At 42.5% G+C, this 18979-nt stretch carries 17 protein-coding genes; 5 read left to right on the top strand and 12 right to left on the bottom strand.

Annotated elements, in window-relative coordinates; translation table 11 throughout:
• Positions 1 to 119 precede the first annotated feature (119 nt).
• On the bottom strand, positions 120 to 368 hold the full coding sequence (locus tag DG474_RS01785; protein WP_000364981.1) for a YneF family protein: 249 nt from the start codon (positions 366 to 368) through the stop codon (positions 120 to 122).
• A 332-nt stretch (positions 369 to 700) separates the two neighbouring features.
• Between DG474_RS01785 and DG474_RS01780 the strand changes: the two genes are divergently transcribed.
• Positions 701 to 5884: an SIALI-17 repeat-containing surface protein gene (locus tag DG474_RS01780; RefSeq protein WP_255778548.1), complete on the top strand. Its 5184-nt coding sequence runs from the start codon at positions 701 to 703 to the stop codon at positions 5882 to 5884.
• 69 nt (positions 5885 to 5953) lie between these two features.
• On the opposite strand, the gene mraY is transcribed toward DG474_RS01780, so the two are convergent.
• The 4 genes from mraY to rsmH are packed head-to-tail and all read right to left on the bottom strand — an operon-like array spanning position 5954 to position 10473.
• Positions 5954 to 6934: a phospho-N-acetylmuramoyl-pentapeptide-transferase gene (gene mraY, locus DG474_RS01775; RefSeq protein ID WP_084942793.1), complete on the bottom strand. Its 981-nt coding sequence runs from the start codon at positions 6932 to 6934 to the stop codon at positions 5954 to 5956.
• Position 6935: 1 nt separating this feature from the next.
• A complete protein-coding gene (gene pbp2x, locus DG474_RS01770; RefSeq protein WP_255778541.1) occupies positions 6936 to 9191 on the bottom strand; it encodes a penicillin-binding protein PBP2X in 2256 nt (751 codons plus the stop codon).
• 3 nt (positions 9192 to 9194) lie between these two features.
• Positions 9195 to 9512, bottom strand: coding sequence for a cell division protein FtsL (gene ftsL, locus DG474_RS01765; protein WP_000840795.1), 318 nt, complete (start codon positions 9510 to 9512; stop codon positions 9195 to 9197).
• A gap of 10 nt (positions 9513 to 9522) precedes the next feature.
• On the bottom strand, positions 9523 to 10473 hold the full coding sequence (gene rsmH, locus DG474_RS01760; protein ID WP_042768033.1) for a 16S rRNA (cytosine(1402)-N(4))-methyltransferase RsmH: 951 nt from the start codon (positions 10471 to 10473) through the stop codon (positions 9523 to 9525).
• A gap of 162 nt (positions 10474 to 10635) precedes the next feature.
• Between rsmH and DG474_RS01755 the strand changes: the two genes are divergently transcribed.
• From DG474_RS01755 to DG474_RS01740, 4 genes are read left to right on the top strand one after another with little or no spacing between them, the layout of a single operon-like run.
• On the top strand, positions 10636 to 10830 hold the full coding sequence (locus tag DG474_RS01755; protein WP_001082470.1) for a helix-turn-helix transcriptional regulator: 195 nt from the start codon (positions 10636 to 10638) through the stop codon (positions 10828 to 10830).
• Positions 10831 to 10845: 15 nt separating this feature from the next.
• Complete coding sequence (locus tag DG474_RS01750) at positions 10846 to 11388, top strand: DUF3278 domain-containing protein (RefSeq protein WP_255778534.1); 543 nt, start codon at positions 10846 to 10848, stop codon at positions 11386 to 11388.
• Between the two features lie 10 nt (positions 11389 to 11398).
• The gene (locus tag DG474_RS01745) at positions 11399 to 11740 is read left to right on the top strand and encodes a hypothetical protein (RefSeq protein ID WP_000838129.1); all 342 of its coding nucleotides are present in this window, start codon (positions 11399 to 11401) and stop codon (positions 11738 to 11740) included.
• 12 nt (positions 11741 to 11752) lie between these two features.
• A complete protein-coding gene (locus tag DG474_RS01740; protein WP_000711213.1) occupies positions 11753 to 12292 on the top strand; it encodes a DUF3278 domain-containing protein in 540 nt (179 codons plus the stop codon).
• Positions 12293 to 12401: 109 nt separating this feature from the next.
• Here DG474_RS01740 and DG474_RS01735 read toward each other — a convergent pair whose 3' ends face one another.
• From DG474_RS01735 to DG474_RS01705, 7 genes are read right to left on the bottom strand one after another with little or no spacing between them, the layout of a single operon-like run.
• Positions 12402 to 13403, bottom strand: coding sequence for a LacI family DNA-binding transcriptional regulator (locus DG474_RS01735; protein WP_255778531.1), 1002 nt, complete (start codon positions 13401 to 13403; stop codon positions 12402 to 12404).
• A gap of 59 nt (positions 13404 to 13462) precedes the next feature.
• Positions 13463 to 15364: an alginate lyase family protein gene (locus DG474_RS01730; protein WP_255778528.1), complete on the bottom strand. Its 1902-nt coding sequence runs from the start codon at positions 15362 to 15364 to the stop codon at positions 13463 to 13465.
• 21 nt (positions 15365 to 15385) lie between these two features.
• Positions 15386 to 15679, bottom strand: coding sequence for a preprotein translocase subunit YajC (locus DG474_RS01725; protein ID WP_000381735.1), 294 nt, complete (start codon positions 15677 to 15679; stop codon positions 15386 to 15388).
• Positions 15679 to 16497, bottom strand: coding sequence for a PTS system mannose/fructose/sorbose family transporter subunit IID (locus tag DG474_RS01720; protein ID WP_255778523.1), 819 nt, complete (start codon positions 16495 to 16497; stop codon positions 15679 to 15681). The genes DG474_RS01725 and DG474_RS01720 overlap by 1 nt, the downstream gene beginning before the upstream one ends.
• Positions 16484 to 17263, bottom strand: a complete 780-nt coding sequence (locus tag DG474_RS01715) for a PTS mannose/fructose/sorbose/N-acetylgalactosamine transporter subunit IIC (RefSeq protein ID WP_000026610.1) — start codon at positions 17261 to 17263, stop codon at positions 16484 to 16486. Before DG474_RS01715 ends, DG474_RS01720 begins: the two co-directional genes overlap by 14 nt.
• Positions 17264 to 17277: 14 nt before the next feature.
• Positions 17278 to 17769 (bottom strand): PTS sugar transporter subunit IIB, encoded by a 492-nt coding sequence (locus tag DG474_RS01710; RefSeq protein ID WP_084944043.1) that lies wholly within the window; start codon positions 17767 to 17769, stop codon positions 17278 to 17280.
• A gap of 10 nt (positions 17770 to 17779) precedes the next feature.
• The gene (locus tag DG474_RS01705) at positions 17780 to 18970 is read right to left on the bottom strand and encodes a glycoside hydrolase family 88 protein (protein ID WP_255778513.1); all 1191 of its coding nucleotides are present in this window, start codon (positions 18968 to 18970) and stop codon (positions 17780 to 17782) included.
• Between the last annotated feature and the right edge of the window lie 9 nt (positions 18971 to 18979).

The raw sequence follows: 18979 nt of genomic DNA, 5'->3' as shown, positions 1-18979 counted from the left end.
GCAACTGCCTCTCTTTTAATCATAATCAAATATCAATAGAATGCAAGGAAAAAGTCTTATCCTTGAGAACTATTGAACATAGTGAGAAGTCTGGAACTTTCATCCCAGACTTTTCCTATTTATTTTTTCTTTTTATTGTTAGCAAGGGCTGCTTTTTGTTGGCGGATGATTTGGTGGTAAACTTGTTGTACCTTGGCTTCGCTTGGCTTTTGACCATTTGCGCTCAAGAGAGCACGAACCGCCTCAGCGTTCAAACGTGGGTTGTCTGCAAATTCTTTTTCGATTTGCTTACGAACCAAGTACATCCCTCCAAGAGCTCCTCCTAGAAAAGCTAACACAATCAAGATAATTGCTAAAAGTAAATCCATTCTTTTTCTCCTGTTTCTTTTTGAGTCTTCTATATTATACCATAAAGTGACTTTCCTGACTAGTTTGTTTTACGCTTTCAGGGAGGGGGTTAAGCTAATTCTAAGTTAGTCTTACAATCAGAATGAATTATGAAATTACGAATAATTCCACCCTTTCCTCTCTTTCTTCTACTTTTTTAAGAAAAAGCAATCTCAAATATGTTTTTCACCAAAAACCTCTTGACAAATGCTAAACGACCATTAGAATGGGAGGTGAGGAGATAAATAGAAACAAAATAAACGAAACTGCTTTATAAAATATAAGCGGTTTCGAATACACAAAGGAGGGTTTTATGAAAAAACACTTTTGGGAGAAATCCTGTCGCTATAGCATTCGCAAGCTGACGATTGGGACTGCTTCTGTTTTACTGGGAGCTGTTTTTCTAGTCAACCACACTGTAGCTGCAGACAGTGTTGAGGTCAAGCAAACTGAACCAACCTCTGTCGAAGCAATCACTAAGCCTGATAGTGAACCCAAAGCAGCTGAAGCGACTGAAACTACAAATCCGTCTCTAGCCGAAAGTCCAGTAGTTTCCGAAAGCAAGCCAGCTAACGAGACTCAAAAGACAAATAGTCAAGCTAGTGAAGAAGCCATTGTAGAAGCTAAAGAAAATAAGGAACCTGAAAAAGCAGATCAGCCGGTGACAAAGCAAGAAAACTATCAACTCAACTACGATCAGCCAACAGCTCCCTCCTATGATGGATGGGAAAAACAAGCCCTTCCTGTCGGAAATGGAGAGATGGGAGCCAAGGTTTTCGGTCTGATTGGCGAAGAGAGAATCCAGTACAACGAAAAGACCCTCTGGTCAGGAGGACCACAACCCGATAGCACCGACTATAATGGAGGAAACTACAAGGATCGCTACAAGGTCTTGGCGGAGATTCGTGAAGCCCTCGAAGCTGGAGACCGTCAAAAAGCAAAACAGTTAGCTGAACAAAATCTAGTTGGACCAAACAACGCCCAGTATGGACGTTACCTAGCCTTTGGAGATATCTTCATGGTCTTTAATAACCAGAAGAAAGGACTAGATACTGTAACTGATTATCATCGTAATCTGGATATCACAGAAGCCACTACGACCACTTCCTACACCCAAGATGGGACGACCTTCAAACGCGAAACCTTCTCCAGCTATCCTGATGATGTCACTGTGACCCACTTGACCAAAAAAGGAAACAAGACACTTGACTTTACCCTTTGGAACAGTTTGACAGAAGACTTGCTTGCTAACGGCAACTACTCTTGGGAATATTCCAACTATAAGAATGGTCATGTCACTACAGATGCAAACGGAATCCTTCTAAAGGGAACTGTCAAAGATAACGGCCTCAAATTTGCATCCTATCTAGGAATTAAAACGGACGGAAAGGTGACTGTTCAGGACGAAACTCTGACCGTTACAGGCGCAAGTTATGCAACTCTCTATCTCAGTGCCAAGACTAACTTTGCTCAGAATCCAAAAACCAACTATCGAAAAGACATTGACCTCGAAAAAACAGTTAAAGGGATTGTCGAAGCAGCTAAGGCCAAAGACTACGAGACACTTAAAAAGGACCATATCAAGGACTATCAAAGTCTCTTTAACCGCGTTAAACTAAACCTAGGTGGAAACAAGACTGCTCAAACGACAAAAGAGGCCCTTCAAGGCTATAACCCAGAAAAAGGACAAAAACTGGAAGAACTCTTCTTCCAATACGGACGTTATCTATTGATTAGTTCGTCTCGTGATCGGACAGATGCTCTTCCTGCCAACCTACAAGGAGTCTGGAATGCTGTAGACAATCCACCTTGGAACGCTGACTACCACCTCAATGTCAATTTGCAAATGAACTATTGGCCAGCCTACATGAGCAACCTGGCTGAAACTGCCAAGCCCATGATCAATTACATTGATGACATGCGCTACTATGGTCGTATTGCTGCCAAGGAATACGCTGGCATCGAATCCAAAGACGGACAAGAAAATGGTTGGCTGGTCCACACCCAGGCGACACCATTTGGCTGGACTACTCCAGGTTGGAATTACTATTGGGGTTGGTCTCCAGCTGCTAACGCTTGGATGATGCAAAACGTCTATGATTACTACAAGTTCACCAAGGATGAAACCTATCTCAAAGAAAAGATTTATCCAATGCTCAAGGAGACCGCTAAGTTCTGGAACTCCTTCTTGCACTACGACAAAGAAAGCGACCGTTGGGTGTCTTCCCCATCCTACTCGCCAGAACACGGGACCATCACCATCGGAAATACCTTTGACCAATCGCTAGTCTGGCAGTTATTCCACGACTACATGGAAGTCGCCAACCATCTGAATGTCGACCAAGACTTAGTCACAGAGGTCAAGGCTAAATTTGACAAACTAAAACCACTTCACATCAACAAAGAGGGACGCATCAAGGAATGGTACGAGGAGGACAGTCCCCAATTCACCAATGAAGGGATTGAAAATCACCACCGCCACGTTTCCCATCTAGTTGGTCTCTTCCCAGGTACGCTCTTTAGCAAGGACCAGGCTGAATACCTAGAGGCTGCGCGTGCTACCTTGAATCACCGTGGAGATGGGGGGACTGGTTGGTCTAAGGCCAATAAAATCAACCTCTGGGCTCGTCTGCTGGACGGTAACCGTGCCCATCGCTTACTCGCTGAACAGCTCAAGTACTCAACTCTAGAAAACCTTTGGGATACCCACGCGCCTTTCCAAATCGACGGAAACTTTGGAGCGACCAGTGGGATGGCAGAAATGCTTCTCCAATCACACACTGGCTATATTGCACCATTGCCAGCCCTTCCAGATGCATGGAAAGACGGTCAAGTTTCTGGCTTGGTTGCCCGTGGTAACTTTGAAGTCAGCATGAAGTGGAAAGATAAAAACCTGCAAAGCTTGTCCTTCCTTTCAAATGTCGGTGGAGACCTGGTTGTAGATTATCCAAATATCGAAGCTAGCCAAATCAAGGTCAATGGCAAACCAGTCAAGGCAACGATCCTTAAAGATAATCGTATCCAGCTTGCAACGCAAAAAGGTGACGTCATTACCTTTGAACATTTCCCTGGCCGTGTGACCAGTCTGACAGCCGTTCGACAAAATGGAGTCACTGCCGAACTTACCTTCAACCAAGTAGAAGGCGCTACCCACTATGTCATCCAAAGACAAGTGAAAGACGAAACTGGCCAAACCTCTGCGACCAGAGAATTTGTAACCAATCAAACCCACTTTATTGACCGATCACTAAATCCTCAACTCGCCTATACTTATACTGTCAAGGCTATGCTGGGCGAAGTTTCCACACAAGTTTCTGAACAGGCCACTGTCGAAACCTATAGCGAGTTGATGGACGACCGAGATAGCCGCATCCAGTACGGAGCTGCCTTTGGAAACTGGGCAGACTCAGAATTATTTGGAGGAACAGAGAAATTTGCTGACCTTTCAAAAGGAGACTACACAGACGAAGATCTCACTGCCACCATTCCTTTCACTGGCGTTGGTATCGAAATCTATGGACTGAAATCATCTGAACTAGGTCTTGCCACTGCTAAAATTGATGGCAAAGAAGTCGGCGAGCTTGATTTCCATACTGCTGGGGCAACTGAAAAAGGTAGTCTCATCGGTCGCTTCGCAGGATTATCTGACGGACCTCACACATTGACTCTTCGTGTTAAACGTGAGCACAAAGGACGTGGTAGTGAGCGCTCGAAAATTTCCTTAGACTACTTCAAGATCCTAGCAGGAGCAGGAAATACGATTGAAAAAATGGATGATCGTGATTCGCGCATCCAGTATGGTTCCCAGTTTAAGGACTGGTCTGACCCTGAACTCTACGGTGGTACGGAAAAATACGCTGACATCAACAACAGCGACTCTAGTGCAGCTTCAGAAGCTCAGGCAACTATTTCCTTTACAGGGACGGGCATTCGTATTTATGGCTTGAAGAGCCTTGCCCTTGGACGAGCACGTGTTACACTAGATGGCAAAGAAATGCCAAGTCTAGACTTCTACACTTCAGGTGCGACCGAAAAGAGAGCCTTTATTGGCGAATTTACAAACCTTACTAACGGTCCGCACACCCTGACATTACAAGTTGACCCAGATTCGCCAGAAGGTCGCAAGAAAATCTCTCTAGACTCCTTTGATATCATCAAAGCCCCTGCTGTTGGTATAGATAGCCCGAGCATCGCGCCTCTTAAGGAAAATGACAAAGAAATTTCCTTAAGCCTACCAGCTGGAGATTGGGAAGCCATCGCAGTGACCTTCCCAGGTGTCAAAGATCCTCTAGTTTTGCGTAAGGTGGATGAAACGCATCTAGTTACAAGTGGAGATCAGACTATCCTATCAATCCAAGACAATCAGGTTCAAATCCCAATCCCTGAAGAAACCAATCGCAAAGCTGGAAATGCCATTGAAGCTTATACCATTCAAGGTACTACCACAAGCAGCCCTATCGTAGCCGTCTTTACTAAAAAGGAAGAGAAAAAGGTTGACGAGAGTCAGCCAACTACAAGCAAGGGAGAGGAACCAGCTCCTACTGTTGAAAAACCTGAGTACACTGGGCCTATCGGTACTGCAGGGCAAGAAGAACCGCCTACAGTGACAATACCTGAATACACTGATTCTATCGGCACTGCGGGAGAACAAGAAGCTCCAACAGTTGAAATTCCTGAATATACCGAGCCTATCGGAACGGCGGGGCAAGAAGAGTCTCCTACTGTAGAAAAGCCTGAATACACCGAACCTATCGGAACAGCAGGTCAAGAGGAAGCACCTACTGTTGAAAAACCTGAATACACCAAACCTATCGGAACAGCAGGTCAAGAGGAAACTCCTACTGTTGAAAAACCTGAATACACTAAACCTATCGGAACTAGCGGAGATCAGGCCGCTCCAAGCCTTAGCCTTCCTGACTATCCAGTTCAAGTCTTAAAAGATAAGGAGACTGGAGTAGAAATCATCGGTGGAGCCAGCGACTTAGAAGGAATTTCTCACGTTTCTAGCCGACGTGTCCTAGCTCAAGAACTCTTTGGCAAGACCTATGACGCTTACGACCTACAACTTAAAAATCCAACAGATCATAGCGTACAGCCAAAAGGCGCTGTCTTAGTTCGCTTGCCTGTTTCAGCTAGCGTAGAAAACATCTACTACATCACTCCAACCAAGGAGTTGCAAGTCCTTGATTTCACCGTTCGAGACGGAAAGGTAGAATTCATCACTAATCATTTCAGTACCTATGCTGTCGTCTATCAAGCAACTGGAACAAGCTCTAACACAGAGGAAAAACCAAGTACTTCAGATGCAGAAACCTCAGCACACGAGGCTGAACAATTTCCAGCTAGTCCGAGCCTTGCTAAAGCTGGAAATCATTCTCCTAAAGAAGAACTTCCAGCAACAGGAGAAGTGTCCAACCCACTCCTCTTCTTAGCAGGACTCAGCCTAGCCCTTACAGCCACTTTTATGTTAAAAGGGAGAAAGGATGACTCCAACTAACCTTTAAACACACAAAAACAGGATGAAGATCACCTTCATCCTGTTTTATTTTGTCATCAAAAGTTAGTTTTACAGTAGGTATAAAAAGGCTAAGGTCAAGAGACTTGCTAGAAGCCCAACTCCCCAAAAGAAGAAGTCAACCTTCCACTCGCTCCAAGGATTGCCCTTGCCTGAGAATCCTCCAAGCTCGAAATGGTGATGCACAGGTGTCATACGGAAAATACGTTTTCCACCACTAAGTTTGAAGTAGGTAACCTGCATCATAACAGAGCTTGTCTCAAAGACATAGATAATCCCAATCAGTAAAAGGGTCCATTCTTGGTGGAGGGCCATAGAGATTGCTGCCAGCATCCCACCAAGAGCCAAACTTCCCACATCTCCCATGAAGACCTTGGCAGGCTTGTGGTTAAAGACGAAGAAACCTAGCAAACCACCAATCATGGCAAGAATCACAAGAAGGATATCCAGTTGATTTTGCATATAAGCAATCACACCGTAGGCCGATAAGCTAATCACCACGGAAATACTTGCTAAGCCGTCAATCCCGTCTGTCAAGTTTACTGCGTTTGAAAAGCCAACTAGCCAGAAAAGGGCAAAGAAAATATAGAAAATGCCTAGATGAACTTGGTAGCCAAAGACTGAAAGCATATCGCCACCACGCTCATAAAAGAGGTAGAAAATCACTCCTCCAAGGAGCTGGAGAGCAAGTTTTTGCTTGGGATTTAAGCCTTCGTTAATCTTACGAAAGACCTTGAGGAAATCATCCAAAAATCCTACCAAACCATACAAAACCAAGATAAACAAAATCATGCCTACATTGTTGGTCAATTGTTGGGTAAAGAGAGCGACAAGGAAGCTCACAACAACTGCAACGATCAGGAAGACAAGTCCTCCCATGGTTGGAGTTCCAGCTTTAGCTTGGTGTTGCTTGACATCCTCGTGCATCTGCTGACCTGTAATCTGTGCTTTTCGATAAAATCGGATAAAGGCTGGAATACCTATCAAGGTCAATAGAAAGGATAGAACTCCAGCACTAATGGAACTAATCATCTTAATCTCCTAAAGTTATTTTCATTTTTTTAATGTCTTTGAGGGCTGTATTGGCACGGACACTTTGTTTCTTGACCGTTTTGCCACTACCTTCCCACTCGACTTCTATATTCAGCCATTTAGCAAATGTTTGCACATTTTCATCTGTCCAGCCGTACATATCAGGCATTTCTTCGACCTTATCTGACAGGATCAAGATCTGCTGATTGGCTTCCAAATTATCTCCTTCAGAAACCGAGAGTTCCTTGATCTTGGTTCCTGTTCCGATAACAATTGGTTGGACCAGGTTTCGGCGCAATTCTTCTGCTAGGTCACCCGGAGTAAAGTCTTTGGTAGCCGGCATAGCATAGCTTGTCGTCTTGCTGACCTGATCCAAGTTCTTGGCAGTTGACTGAAGATTGAGGGATTCTTTCATAGCTGAAGCCCGCTCCAAGATTGGGTTGGCAAATTCTCCCAATTGGATACCTGAATAATGTTCAGGCTGTTGAACCGTTACATACAAGATAAAATCAGGATTTTCGGCAGGGTTCATAGCCACAACTGAGAAAATGTTGTTGGTAGAACCAACCAAGTAGCCTCCATTTTTCTCGTCAGCGATTTCGGCTGTACCAGACTTGAGGGCTACATTCTGACCTGGAACATTGACATTTGGTTTTCCTGTACTGTGGTTGTACATGGTACCGTAGACAGGATCTGTTCCGACCATGACCATGTGCTCCCGAGTAGAGGACGCTGCTGTTTTTGACACAGGATTTCCGACAATTTCCTTTTGAGACTTACGAACAGACTGGTCATTTGGATCATAGAGGGCACTGATAAATTTCGGCTCCAACATAACCCCATCGTTGGCAATAGCTGTAAAAGCACGAAGCATCTGGGTCTGGGTAACAGAAATCCCTTGTCCAAATGAACTCATGGCGATATTGACAATGTTGTCAGCAGGCAATTGACCTGTGTACTCATCTGCCAGACCAAAACGGGTCGGTACCCCAAACTTAAAACGGTTGAGGTAGTCCAGCCAGGTTGCATCCCCCATCTTTTGCTCAAGCAAGGTCATTCCGATATTACTTGAGTGAGCAAATCCTTGAGAGAAGGTCATGGTGCCACCACTCGTCAATCCTTCATTGACGTCCCAGTCTCGAATGGTCGCATCTGCTATTTTCAATTCACTACTGTTAAAGTACTCGCCACCAGGGAAGGTATTGTTGTCAATAGCCGAAGCCAACATCATCACCTTCATGGTTGACCCTGGCTCGTAGTTACTTTGATAGAGGATATCACGCCAGACAAAGTCTTTTGTGATGCCATCCTTGGTATCTGCATTAAAGGTCGGCCGTTGGGTCGTAGCCAGGATTTCCCCTGTTTTAGCGCTAACCAAGGTAGCCGTCATATACTTGCCTTTTACTTTTTCCTGGAAGGCATCCATCTGGGTTTCCATAAAGGATTGCAAGGGACTAGAAAGGGTTGTGTAGACATCTTTTCCATCTACTGTTTGTTGAGAAGCTTGATCTGTACCCGGAACAATATTTCCCAGACGATCTTTCTCATAGGTGATGATCCCATCTGTACCCGCCAGAATGTTATTTAAAGAACTCTCCAATCCAGATGTCCCAATCAAACGTTTGGTCCCATCCTCATTTTCATGGAGTTGCGCTAAACCGATAAAGGAAGAAGCAAACTGTCCATTGGGATAACTGCGGTTAGGGCTAGTTGTAAAGTCAACTCCCTCAACACCAGCAGTTTTGAGGTCATTTTTAATAGCCATCATATTGGCATAGGTGATCCCATTTCCCTTGGTCCCAAAGGATACCTGTTTTAGATCTGGTTGAGAAAGCTGTTCTTTGACATAAGACTCCTCCATATCCAGATACTTATGGAAAATTTCAGCTACCTTATTAAATTGAGAATCCTCTACATAGAGAATTTTGCCTGTTGCTGACTTGTAGGTCTTATCAATAACGGCATAGATATTATACGAAGTCGCATCCTCTGCAATAGGCGTTCCATTACGATCGTAGATGGTTCCCCGTTTTGCAGGAATCGTCTTGGTTGTTTGGTGAACCTTGTTGGCTTCTTGAACCAAGTCCTTACCAAATTTTTTACCCGTTCCGATGATGACCGCAAAGTTGACCAAAAAGACAGCGAAGAGTATGACAGCCAATAAACTCAGGCTTTTCCCTACTCTTCGGCGATTTTCTTCTGGAGACTTACGGTTACGAACGGCATAACGGATGATTTTTTCTTTCCACTGTTTCATTTCTTACTCCGCTGCTCGGATATTTTCGTTATTCAGCTGCAAATCCTTGGAGTTTGCAATCTCTTTCAAACGTTCTGAACGAATCAATTCATTGACCTCTTGCTTGGCATCGTCTAGCTCTGTTTTCTTTTCTTCGATTTGAGCATTGACCTTGGTCAATTCATTCTGAACTTGTAATAGCTTGGTCTGCATAAACACAACGCTAATTGCCAGGATAATCATTGTTGCAGCAATCGAAACATAGAAGGCCTTTTCCACACGTGAAAAACCTTTAAACTTCGTTTGCAATAACTGGCTTGTTTTTTCGATTCTTTCTGCCATGTTTTTCCTCTTACTTGTGAATTTTTCTAGCCACGCGCAACTTGGCTGAATGCGAACGATTGTTGGCTTCTAGCTCTTCAGCACTTGGCAAGATTGGCTTGCGGGATACCAATTCCATCTTGGGCTTAAGGTCATCTGGAATGAAGGGCAAGCCTTTGGGAACTTCCACTGTTGAAGCTTCTTTGAATAATTGCTTGGTCAAGCGATCTTCCAGAGAATGGAAGGTAATGACCGAGATTCTACCATCTAGAGCCAGCATGTTCATGGCCTGCTGGATGGATTCATCTGCAGCGCCCAGCTCATCATTGACTTCGATTCGGATAGCCTGAAAAATCTGCTTGGCAGGGTGCCCCTTTTTCTTGAGCTCCTTGGCAGGCTTGGCCGACTTGATAATCTCTGCCAACTCCGTCGTCGTCTCAATGGGTTTCACCTCACGCGCTTGCTCAATCTTACGAGCTATCTGTTTAGAAAACTTATCCTCACCATACTTGAAAAAGATCCGAACCAAGTCATGATAGTCATAATGATTGACCACCTCATAGGCCGTCAGACGAGCTTCCTGATTCATCCGCATATCCAGTGGCGCATCCTTTTTATAAGAAAAGCCACGTTCACGCTGATCCAACTGAGGACTGGACACTCCCAAGTCATAACAAATTCCATCAATTTCCTGGACACCAGCCTCCTGCAAACGTGCCTGCAAATGACGGAAGTTATCCTTGATAAAGGTTACCATCCCCTTTTCGATATAGGATGCCAACCGTTTTTGCGCATTGTCAATAGCATTCTGGTCCTGGTCAAAGGCATAGAGATGCCCTTTTTCGCTCAATTTACTTAATAAATATTCGCTATGGCCTGCTCCACCCAAAGTCGCATCAACGTAGATACCGTCAGGTTTTACGTCAAGCATATCAATCGTTTCATGAAGCAAGACCGTTACATGATGAAATTCTTTTGTCATATCCTATCTATTTTACCACAAATCTGACCAGCTTGCACTTGTCAGACAAGGCTAAGTTTCTTCGAAAAAAATTCTCAAAAATATGTCATATATACTTGACATCTCATCCCCAAAAGAATATAATATAGTCAAATATATACGACATATCAGAAAGGAGACCCTATGAATCGTGTCAAAGAATTCCGCAAGGAACTGGGTATTTCCCAGCTCGAGCTCGCCAAAGATATCGGTGTCTCGAGACAGACCATCAACATGATTGAAAATGACAAGTACAATCCAACCCTAGAACTCTGTCTCAACCTCGCCCGCAGCCTCCAAACTGACCTCAATAGCCTCTTTTGGGAAGACGATTTTTAAAAAAGGAGCAAACAAATGAAAAAAGAAACTCTCACTGAAAAACTCATCAAACGCATATACGGTATTTCTGGTCCCCTTGACGAACACAAACGGCGCGAGGCCGATCGTATCGGGAATCAGGTCTTTATCGTTCTCTTTTATCTCATGATATTTGGCAACCTCATCCCCTTTGTCCTTGCTTATAAATACCCACAAATTGTCGCTATCGGCTATCCTCTCGTGGTGTTTGGCATTTCGATGATGGCTGCCCTCTATGTGGTCTCTCAAACCAAGAAAACGGGCATCACAGCTATTGATCCCGAAATGCTGAGTCAAAAAGAAAGCAAACAGCTACATCTTCCGGGTCTAAAAGCCGGTCTAATCTATGGCATGGGCATGTTCTTTGGAATACCGCTTCTGAATGTCCTAACCGATGATAGCAAGGATTATCTTGGTTCTCTTTTAAATACAGGGCATTTTGTATCAACTATCCTAGCTACCCTCTTCTTCGGAGTGACCATACAAATTATCGTCTCTCTTCGCATTCGAAAAGCCAAGAAAGACCAAGAAGACGACTAGGAGGTTCCTTATAAAATCACTAGCTAGACTACTGATCAGTCATGTTTTTATCAGTATCTTTGTTACCTTTTTCCTACTTTCTGGACATATTGAGCATCCTTTCTTGATTATCTTTCTTTTATTCCTTCCTGTATTGAACAAGGGACAGAGATTCCAGAAAATCCAATCAAAAAAAATACGTCTTCTAAACGCATCTCTCTGTTTTATCCTCGTATCCTTTCCACAACTTTTAACAAATCCTATGGATTGGAGATACCTGGTATTTCTAATAATCTGTATCATTTTTAATTTGGTTTACTTCTATACTCTCTATCAACTCTTTAAAGAAGTCAATCAAAAATCGTTCATTTAGAAGGTTACTCCCATGAAAAAAGAAGATTTCACCACTCGCTTACTCAAACTATTCTTTCACATACAAGGGCCTTTTGATGAATGCCGTCAAGAGATGATTTACAAGGCTTGTGCCCGTGCCTTGATCCAAATCGAATACTCCTCCCTCCTACTCTTCTTGTTCTATCTCCTATTTGGACGCTTCATAGAGTTGGTTCGAGATGCCATGCCCTACCTCTATTTTGGACTTATCTTCGTCCTCTCATCTAGGTCGAGACTAGCAGTTCGCGACTTACATTTGGACAAGGATGACCAGTCCGAAATCCATCACAAAAGCTACAGCAAAAGCCAAATCAACCTTCGTAGTTGGGGTGTATTCATCAGTATTCCAATTGGCTTGTTTGTCTTATCAGCCTTTCACAAACTCTTTGTTCAGCATCTCCCCCTCGATACCTTTTGGGACAATCTCTCCCAGTTCGATAAAATGCTCCCTTTACTAGTGTTGGGGTTGGGTATTGGTGCCATCTTTGGAACCATGACCTATGCCTTTTTATCGGAACACGTTAAAAAATAGAGCAAGATTCGCTAATTTCTCATTTTATAGGCAAAGAATCCCACCTAGTTCGTTCTAGGTGGGATTCTTTTATTTCTTAACAGAGGTCACAAGTCATTTCCCTTTCATCTTAGAAAGTAGACTCTTTCCAACTCACACTACAATCCAAGACTTGTTGCCTTTCTTCTTGATTGCGGCCTTCAATCTGGTCAATCAAAATCTTTGTAGCCTGTTGTCCTTCTTCAAAGGCGGGCTGAACCAGCGTCGAAACACTTGGAGAAGAAAAGCAAGTCCACTCCGTATTGTCAAAACCAATCAACCCAACTTGTGGCAAGTTATAGTTCAACTCTTTGATAACGGTAAAGACTAGAGGTAGGGCCCAACAGTTAGGAACAAATACCAGAGTTTTTTCATCGGGATTGATTTCTTTTTGTAAAAATTCCTTAATTTGTTCCAAATTCGTATGCTTATCTTCAATGGTTAGACTGGCGTGGCGCATATTAGCATCTGTCAAAGCATCCACAAAACCACTTGCCCGCTCAATCCGAGTACTCAAGCGACTCGTATCCGCTGTAATCAAAAGAAAATGCTCATAACCTTTTTCGATACAGGACTGGGTCATGTCATAAACGGCATCATAGTTATTGGTTTTGACCCAGCTAGTCCGGTGTTCATAGAGCTGACTATCAAAAAAGACCATTTTCTTCTTTTTCTCATCGATGATACGAGAATATTTTCGGAAATTAGAGGTCGGCTGAATAATAAAGCCGTCTACTCCCAAGAGAAGCATGCTTTCAATATACCGGTCCTCACTCTCTTGGCTGTAATTACTATTTCCTATCATTACCTGATAGCCATTCTGGCTGGCGATATCCTCAATTCCCTTAACAATTTGGTTTGAGAAACTGTTGGTAATATCACCAATCAAAACACCAATTAATTTTGTTCGTTTGGAGTTTAAGCTACGCGCAACAATGCTCGGTTTGTAATTTGTTTCATGAATAACTTTTTCAATCTTTTCACGTGTCTCTCGGGACATTTTTTCATATTTCCCGTTTAGGTAAAATGACACGGTTGTTTTCGAGGTCTGAGCCATTTTTGCAATGTCTTTTATGGTCAGTTTCTTCTCCAATCTAAAACACCTCCTACTAATACTTAGTATAACATATTCACCATTCAAAATGCCTATTTCTAGCACTGCAAGCGAATCATTCTCTCATTTATTTTATCATATACTAGACATTTCCCACGCATTTTTGTTCCGTCAACGAGGCATAATTTTTCACCTACACAAATATCCTCGCTTAATAACAGAATCAGCTTGTCTGTTTCGTCATTTTTCACTTCAAAAGCCAGAGCCTTTTCCACTTCACGACCATCTGTCTGGTAGACAGAATGAAGGATGATTTCAAAACTCTCATGCGCAATGATGGTATAATCCAGCATCTGATTCTCAAAGAATTGGCGCTTGGTGAGTTTGCTACTTTTTTCAAGTTCATTGTATTTAGGAGAAATAATGGTAGCTTCTAAATCAAAATCAACTTCACTCCATAGTCTCAACTGATTGATTTCCCCATCTTGATAAGTCACATCCTTGTCAAGAATAAACTGGGTCAACGCCTCATGCTGACCTTGACACCTGATATCATCTACCAAGAGCCAGACATCCTCTGCCAACATGAGGATTTTTCTCCTGTAAAGATAAGGCAAATCAGGATCTACTGACAAATAAGCCCCCTCAATATAATGCACTCCCTCTCTTTCTTTGTGGTGACAAAACAGGGAGTGAGGATAGTATTCATATTCCCATGATCCCGTGATCCTTTCTGGAGCTTTCCCATCTACCATACAGGTCGAATGACTCCAAGCACTCTTTAAGAGATAACGTTCATCTATCTCCCGATAAGAATAACGCCCAGCATCTATGAAAATCGGTTGGCCTTGATACTGTAAGCAAAAACTATTCTCGTCACTATGGCTATGAGCACTTCCCAGCGGACCGTTTTTGAAAAATAGATAACGATGTTCATCCTTAATGCAGACATGCCCAGAGTCTTCAAAGATCATGGACTTAGGCTGCCAAGCTCTCTTTTCAAATTCCTGCAGTTGCTTGACCTTTTCTCGCCCTAGGAACAAGAGGCTAAGCAAATCGACTTTAACATCCAGACCGTTAAGAAGATCTTCCTTGTTCAAAACCACAGCAGACAGGCTCAAAATTTCTGTCGTTTCTGTAGAATCACTATCACCAAAAACTAAGGTCCGTCCATCTAGACCTGTCATCATTTGAATATAGGTCGCCATCTTTTCCAGCAACTCTTGAAAGCTATCTTGCAAGTCTGGAAGCAATATACACAAGTCTAGCAAGGCTTTATAAACCTCTACATGATAGAGAATCGACTGTTCAAACTGGCTTCCATCCTCTAAAATCTGCGTCTCAATTTGCTGTTTCAACTCCTCTGAAGCAAAACGGTAAGCTTCTTCTAGGTCCATCTTATCTGAAAAGAAATGATAGATTGCAAGTATCGGAATCGTTTGTAAAATCCCCCAGTTACTAAGAGTGTACTTGGCACGATAGTGGCTTCTCATAAAGTCAATCTGCTTTCCTAGACTGAACAAAATTTTCTCTAGCTCTTCCTCCTCTAGCAAGTCAAATTTCAAGAGGAGCAAGAGTAATTTTAACCAAATAAAGGAACGAATGCCCGTATCCAAGGTTCTAGTCATCAAAGATTGAGGAGAAAACTCTCTCACCTGCTCAATCCAATCAAATAGAAAGAACTTGCACTTTTGAATATAGCCCTTATCTCCTTCTACCAGATACCCTATCATAAACTGCAAGAGATATTCTTGTCGATTGAGCATATAAGCCCATTCTGGATCATCTTCAAATACTTGATTCCACACCATCGGCTGGATTTGATAGATTTTTGAACAAGGTTCCATATCCCAAGGACTATCAAACATAAAACGATTGTCCATCAAGCGTTCAAGGGAACGCTTGACCTTCTCATAGTCTTTTGAACAGTGAGACAAGATATAGTCACGACATTGGTCCCCATCGACTCTTTCAAAAAATTGTCTTCTTTCTTCTTTCATTATCTATTACCAGAAAAAGAACTACTTAAAAAGCAGTTCTTTTGTCTTTCCCATTACACTTTCCTTTTCTACATAGATGACGACTCCTTTTGCAATCTGCAAAGAGATCAAGTCATCTTTGATAGAAATGATTTTTCCATGAATTCCAGACAACAACAACACTTCATCATCAGATGTTAAAGAAGCTAAATACTCTTGTCGTTGCTCCATCTGTTTGCGAAGCAACTTTTGCTGACGAATAGAATGAAAGCTTGACAGTAAAAGGGGGCTCACTGCCAAGACAATCACTATTCCATAAAACAATGTCGTATCCATTAAGCTAGAATCTTAAGCCAGCTTCCGATAATTCCGATGATAACTGTTAAAATAACGAGTCTATATGTTGTCCATTTCTTTTCTTTGATCAAGTAGTAAACTAAAAGTGTAAATAGGGCTGGTAGAAGAGCTGGAGCAACCTTATCAAGCATTCCCTGAATGCTTACGATACTTTGTTTAGCGTCTGCTTTTACTTCCCCTGCAGCAAAGGTAATCGGCACCATAATCTTAACAGATGTCGCTGCCAAACCAGCAATTACGGTTACACCGATAATATTGGCAATACGAGAAATCGTTGCCATCTGTTCGCTTAGTTTATCAATCACAGTTGTTCCTAGTTTGTATCCATACAGACCAGTTGACAATTTAATAGCTGTCAAAATCGTATTCATCGCAAGGAAGAACAAGATTGGACCGACAACCAAGCCTTCTTGAGCAAACGAAGCTGCGATGGTTGAGAACAATGGAGCTAAACAAAATTGAGAGAGAGAATCCCCAATACCTGCCAATGGTCCCATCAAGGCCATCTTGATGCTACGTGTTTCTTTTGCTGGGCGACCATTTTCCAACATTACAAGGTGCAAGCTGGTAATAAAAGGCAGGAAGTGTGGGTTGGTATTATAGAATTCACAGTTTTCTTCCAAGGCTTGGTAGAAACCTTCCTGATCCGCTCCATAGTGTTTTTTCAAAGCAGGATACATTACATTGGCATATCCCAACCCTTGATAGTTACTATAGTTAAATCCATTTTGTAAAAAGAATGCCCGCAAAGACGTTTTAAGATAATCACGTTTTGTTAATTTGTTAGATCCAGTCATCGTGTGCTTCCTCCTCTACCACATGATCCGCTGTTTTTGGCTTGTTATAAAATTCAATCAAAGCAAAGATAGTACCTACAATTGCGATACCAATTGTTGGGATGTTTAGATAAGCCGCACAAACATATCCCAACAAGACAAACGGAATCAACTCTTTCTTAGCCATCACTGACAAGATCATCGCAAAACCGATAGCTGGGAGCATTTTACCAGCAACTGTCAAACCTGTAAGCAATACTGGCGGAATGTAATCTACGAGTTTTAACAAGGTATCCATTGAAAGGGCACCCAAGCAACCCAAGGTAAATCCAATAAAGGCAAACAACCAAATTGTTGCATTTAGAGTGAACTTAAATTTCTTCAAATTATGGTTTTTCAAGTGCTTCATCGCCGTTTCAGGCGCCCCAGCACGTACAGTGTAGGCGAAAGTTTGTAAGAATTGAATCGCCACAGCAATCGGAGTAGAGAGAGCAAGAGCCGCTTCTGGACTGACTTTACCAGCACTAGTGATAGCCATCAAGGTACCAAAGATACCAGGTCCGATTGGGTTTGGTGGAACAGTACCTCCAGCACCAACACCGAATCCCATATAAGCCAATTCACCAATAGCTCCCATTGCAAGAGCAGTAGGCAAATCACCTAGAATAATTCCGACACCAAATGACAGAACAATACATCTATTGGTGTAAATCCCTAACAGCATTCCACTAAAACAGAAAGCTGTCCATAATCCAATTAAAATCGCTTGAAATACATTAATCGACATAACAATCTCCTCTTTTAAATATAGTCCAGAATGTTGACTTCAACAGCTCCATCATTTCCTGTTGGAGTTGTTTTCGTATTAAATGTTACTTGATGCGTTTGACTCAATTCCTTAAGAGCTACCTTGTCCTCTTCACCCAGGAAGATGGAGCGTGTCACTTGCTCTTTACCAGAGGCATTGTGAATGTTCCCAATATTGATTTCTTTGATAGGGACACCACCTTCTACCAAGGTTAAAGCGTCCTTCACATCCTTTACAACAATAAAAATTGTTTGAGCAGGGTTAGCCTTGTGAATGATATCAATCACCTTTTGTAAAGGGAAGAAACGCATAGCAACTGAGTCTGGCACAACTGTTTTCATCAGAGTTTGTTGCATCTTGTCCGTGCTCACTTCGTCATTGGCGACAATGACCGTATTACAACCTAAGTATTTTACCCAAAGTTGTCCTTGCCCGTGAATCAACCGTTCATCGATACGGGTCATAATAATATTTGGCGTTGTCATATTTCTCCTCCTACCAATATAGGTTCCAGTCTTTGTAGAAACGGATAAGCGCTTCTAGGTAATAGTAGTCACCCCAGATATTGCCTTCATCCACTCCTTTACCTGAATGCCATGAGTACACACCGTGGAGGAGACTTGTCCCACCAGGGGTAAATTGATCATTTGCATAATGTTCGATCAAGGAACGAAGCATGGCATGCATAGCATGTTTATAAATATCTTTGTCAGCATCCACCTCTGGGAGATGTTTTAACATTTCATGAATCCCACAGACGGCGATAGCTGTTGCTGAAGAATCTCGTGATTGATCACTACCATCATTAAAAATCAAATCCCAATAAGAAACATGATCTTTTGGCAGACGATTCAAGAAATAATTGGTTACACCCTTAAACAAGTCAAAGCAGGACTCGTCTTTCAGATAACGATAAGTCAAAGGAATACCATAGACTCCCCATGATTGACCACGTGCCCAGCATGAATCATCACTATACCCTTGTCTCGTTACACCTTTAAGGGGTTGACCTGTCTCAGGATCAAAATAGAAGGTGTGGAAGGACGAAGCGTCATCACGGATTACATTATTAGCTGAAGCATAGAAATGACTTTCTGCAATATCGTAGTATTTTTGATTGCCTGTTTCTTGATAAGCAAAGAACAAGAGTTGAATGTTGAGCAAGCAATCGATAATCAAACGGTAATGCTCTTTCTTGCCCAAATCTCCCCAAGCTTGAATAAAGCCACCTTTTTCTTGATAGCGTTCAATCAACTTATCTGCAGCTTTCAAGGCCGCTTCTCTAGCCTCTCCATTTCCATTTATCTTATATTCAGCCATACAAGATGGTGTGTATAAGAAACCGAGATCATGGTGGTCCAATTCTACTCTCTTATTAATACGATCCAGGAAAGAAAGAACATTTTTATGAGCGATGTTTTTAAATGCATCCTGTTGACTGTATTCATAAGCCAACCACAGTTCTCCTGTCCAGAAACCATTGGTCCATTCCGTGTTATCCATGATTGGATAGACATTATTAAAGGTAGCTGGCGTCGGGAAATCTTCCTTGAAATAGTCAAGGTTGAGTTCTAACTGCCGAATAACCTTATCAATTGCCTGGCCGACTTCTTCTTTCGTCAGAAGTGGTACTTCTAAGAAGCGCTCAGGCGATTTTATTTCTTCAATCGTAACCTTTTTTATCATTCTTTTACC

The sequence above is a fragment of the Streptococcus oralis genome (assembly GCF_024399415.1).
Lineage (GTDB): Bacteria > Bacillota > Bacilli > Lactobacillales > Streptococcaceae > Streptococcus > Streptococcus oralis_CS.
Note: the sequence above shows the minus strand (reverse complement) of the source record. Positions and strands in the feature narration are given on the sequence as shown.

Bases quoted from the DNA above. Each gene is read 5' to 3' on its own strand.
- rsmH (WP_042768033.1), bottom strand. From the start codon at position 10,473: ATGACAAAAGAATTTCATCATGTAACGGTCTTGCTTCATGAAACGATT.
- DG474_RS01715 (WP_000026610.1), bottom strand. From the start codon at position 17,263: ATGTCGATTAATGTATTTCAAGCGATTTTAATTGGATTATGGACAGCT.
- DG474_RS01740 (WP_000711213.1), top strand. From the start codon at position 11,753: ATGAAAAAAGAAGATTTCACCACTCGCTTACTCAAACTATTCTTTCAC.
- ftsL (WP_000840795.1), bottom strand. From the start codon at position 9,512: ATGGCAGAAAGAATCGAAAAAACAAGCCAGTTATTGCAAACGAAGTTT.
- DG474_RS01710 (WP_084944043.1), bottom strand. From the start codon at position 17,769: ATGACAACGCCAAATATTATTATGACCCGTATCGATGAACGGTTGATT.
- DG474_RS01730 (WP_255778528.1), bottom strand. From the start codon at position 15,364: ATGAAAGAAGAAAGAAGACAATTTTTTGAAAGAGTCGATGGGGACCAA.
- DG474_RS01705 (WP_255778513.1), bottom strand. From the start codon at position 18,970: ATGATAAAAAAGGTTACGATTGAAGAAATAAAATCGCCTGAGCGCTTC.
- DG474_RS01755 (WP_001082470.1), top strand. From the start codon at position 10,636: ATGAATCGTGTCAAAGAATTCCGCAAGGAACTGGGTATTTCCCAGCTC.
- DG474_RS01750 (WP_255778534.1), top strand. From the start codon at position 10,846: ATGAAAAAAGAAACTCTCACTGAAAAACTCATCAAACGCATATACGGT.
- DG474_RS01720 (WP_255778523.1), bottom strand. From the start codon at position 16,497: ATGACTGGATCTAACAAATTAACAAAACGTGATTATCTTAAAACGTCT.
- mraY (WP_084942793.1), bottom strand. From the start codon at position 6,934: ATGATTAGTTCCATTAGTGCTGGAGTTCTATCCTTTCTATTGACCTTG.
- DG474_RS01725 (WP_000381735.1), bottom strand. From the start codon at position 15,679: ATGGATACGACATTGTTTTATGGAATAGTGATTGTCTTGGCAGTGAGC.
- pbp2x (WP_255778541.1), bottom strand. From the start codon at position 9,191: ATGAAACAGTGGAAAGAAAAAATCATCCGTTATGCCGTTCGTAACCGT.
- DG474_RS01785 (WP_000364981.1), bottom strand. From the start codon at position 368: ATGGATTTACTTTTAGCAATTATCTTGATTGTGTTAGCTTTTCTAGGA.
- DG474_RS01780 (WP_255778548.1), top strand. From the start codon at position 701: ATGAAAAAACACTTTTGGGAGAAATCCTGTCGCTATAGCATTCGCAAG.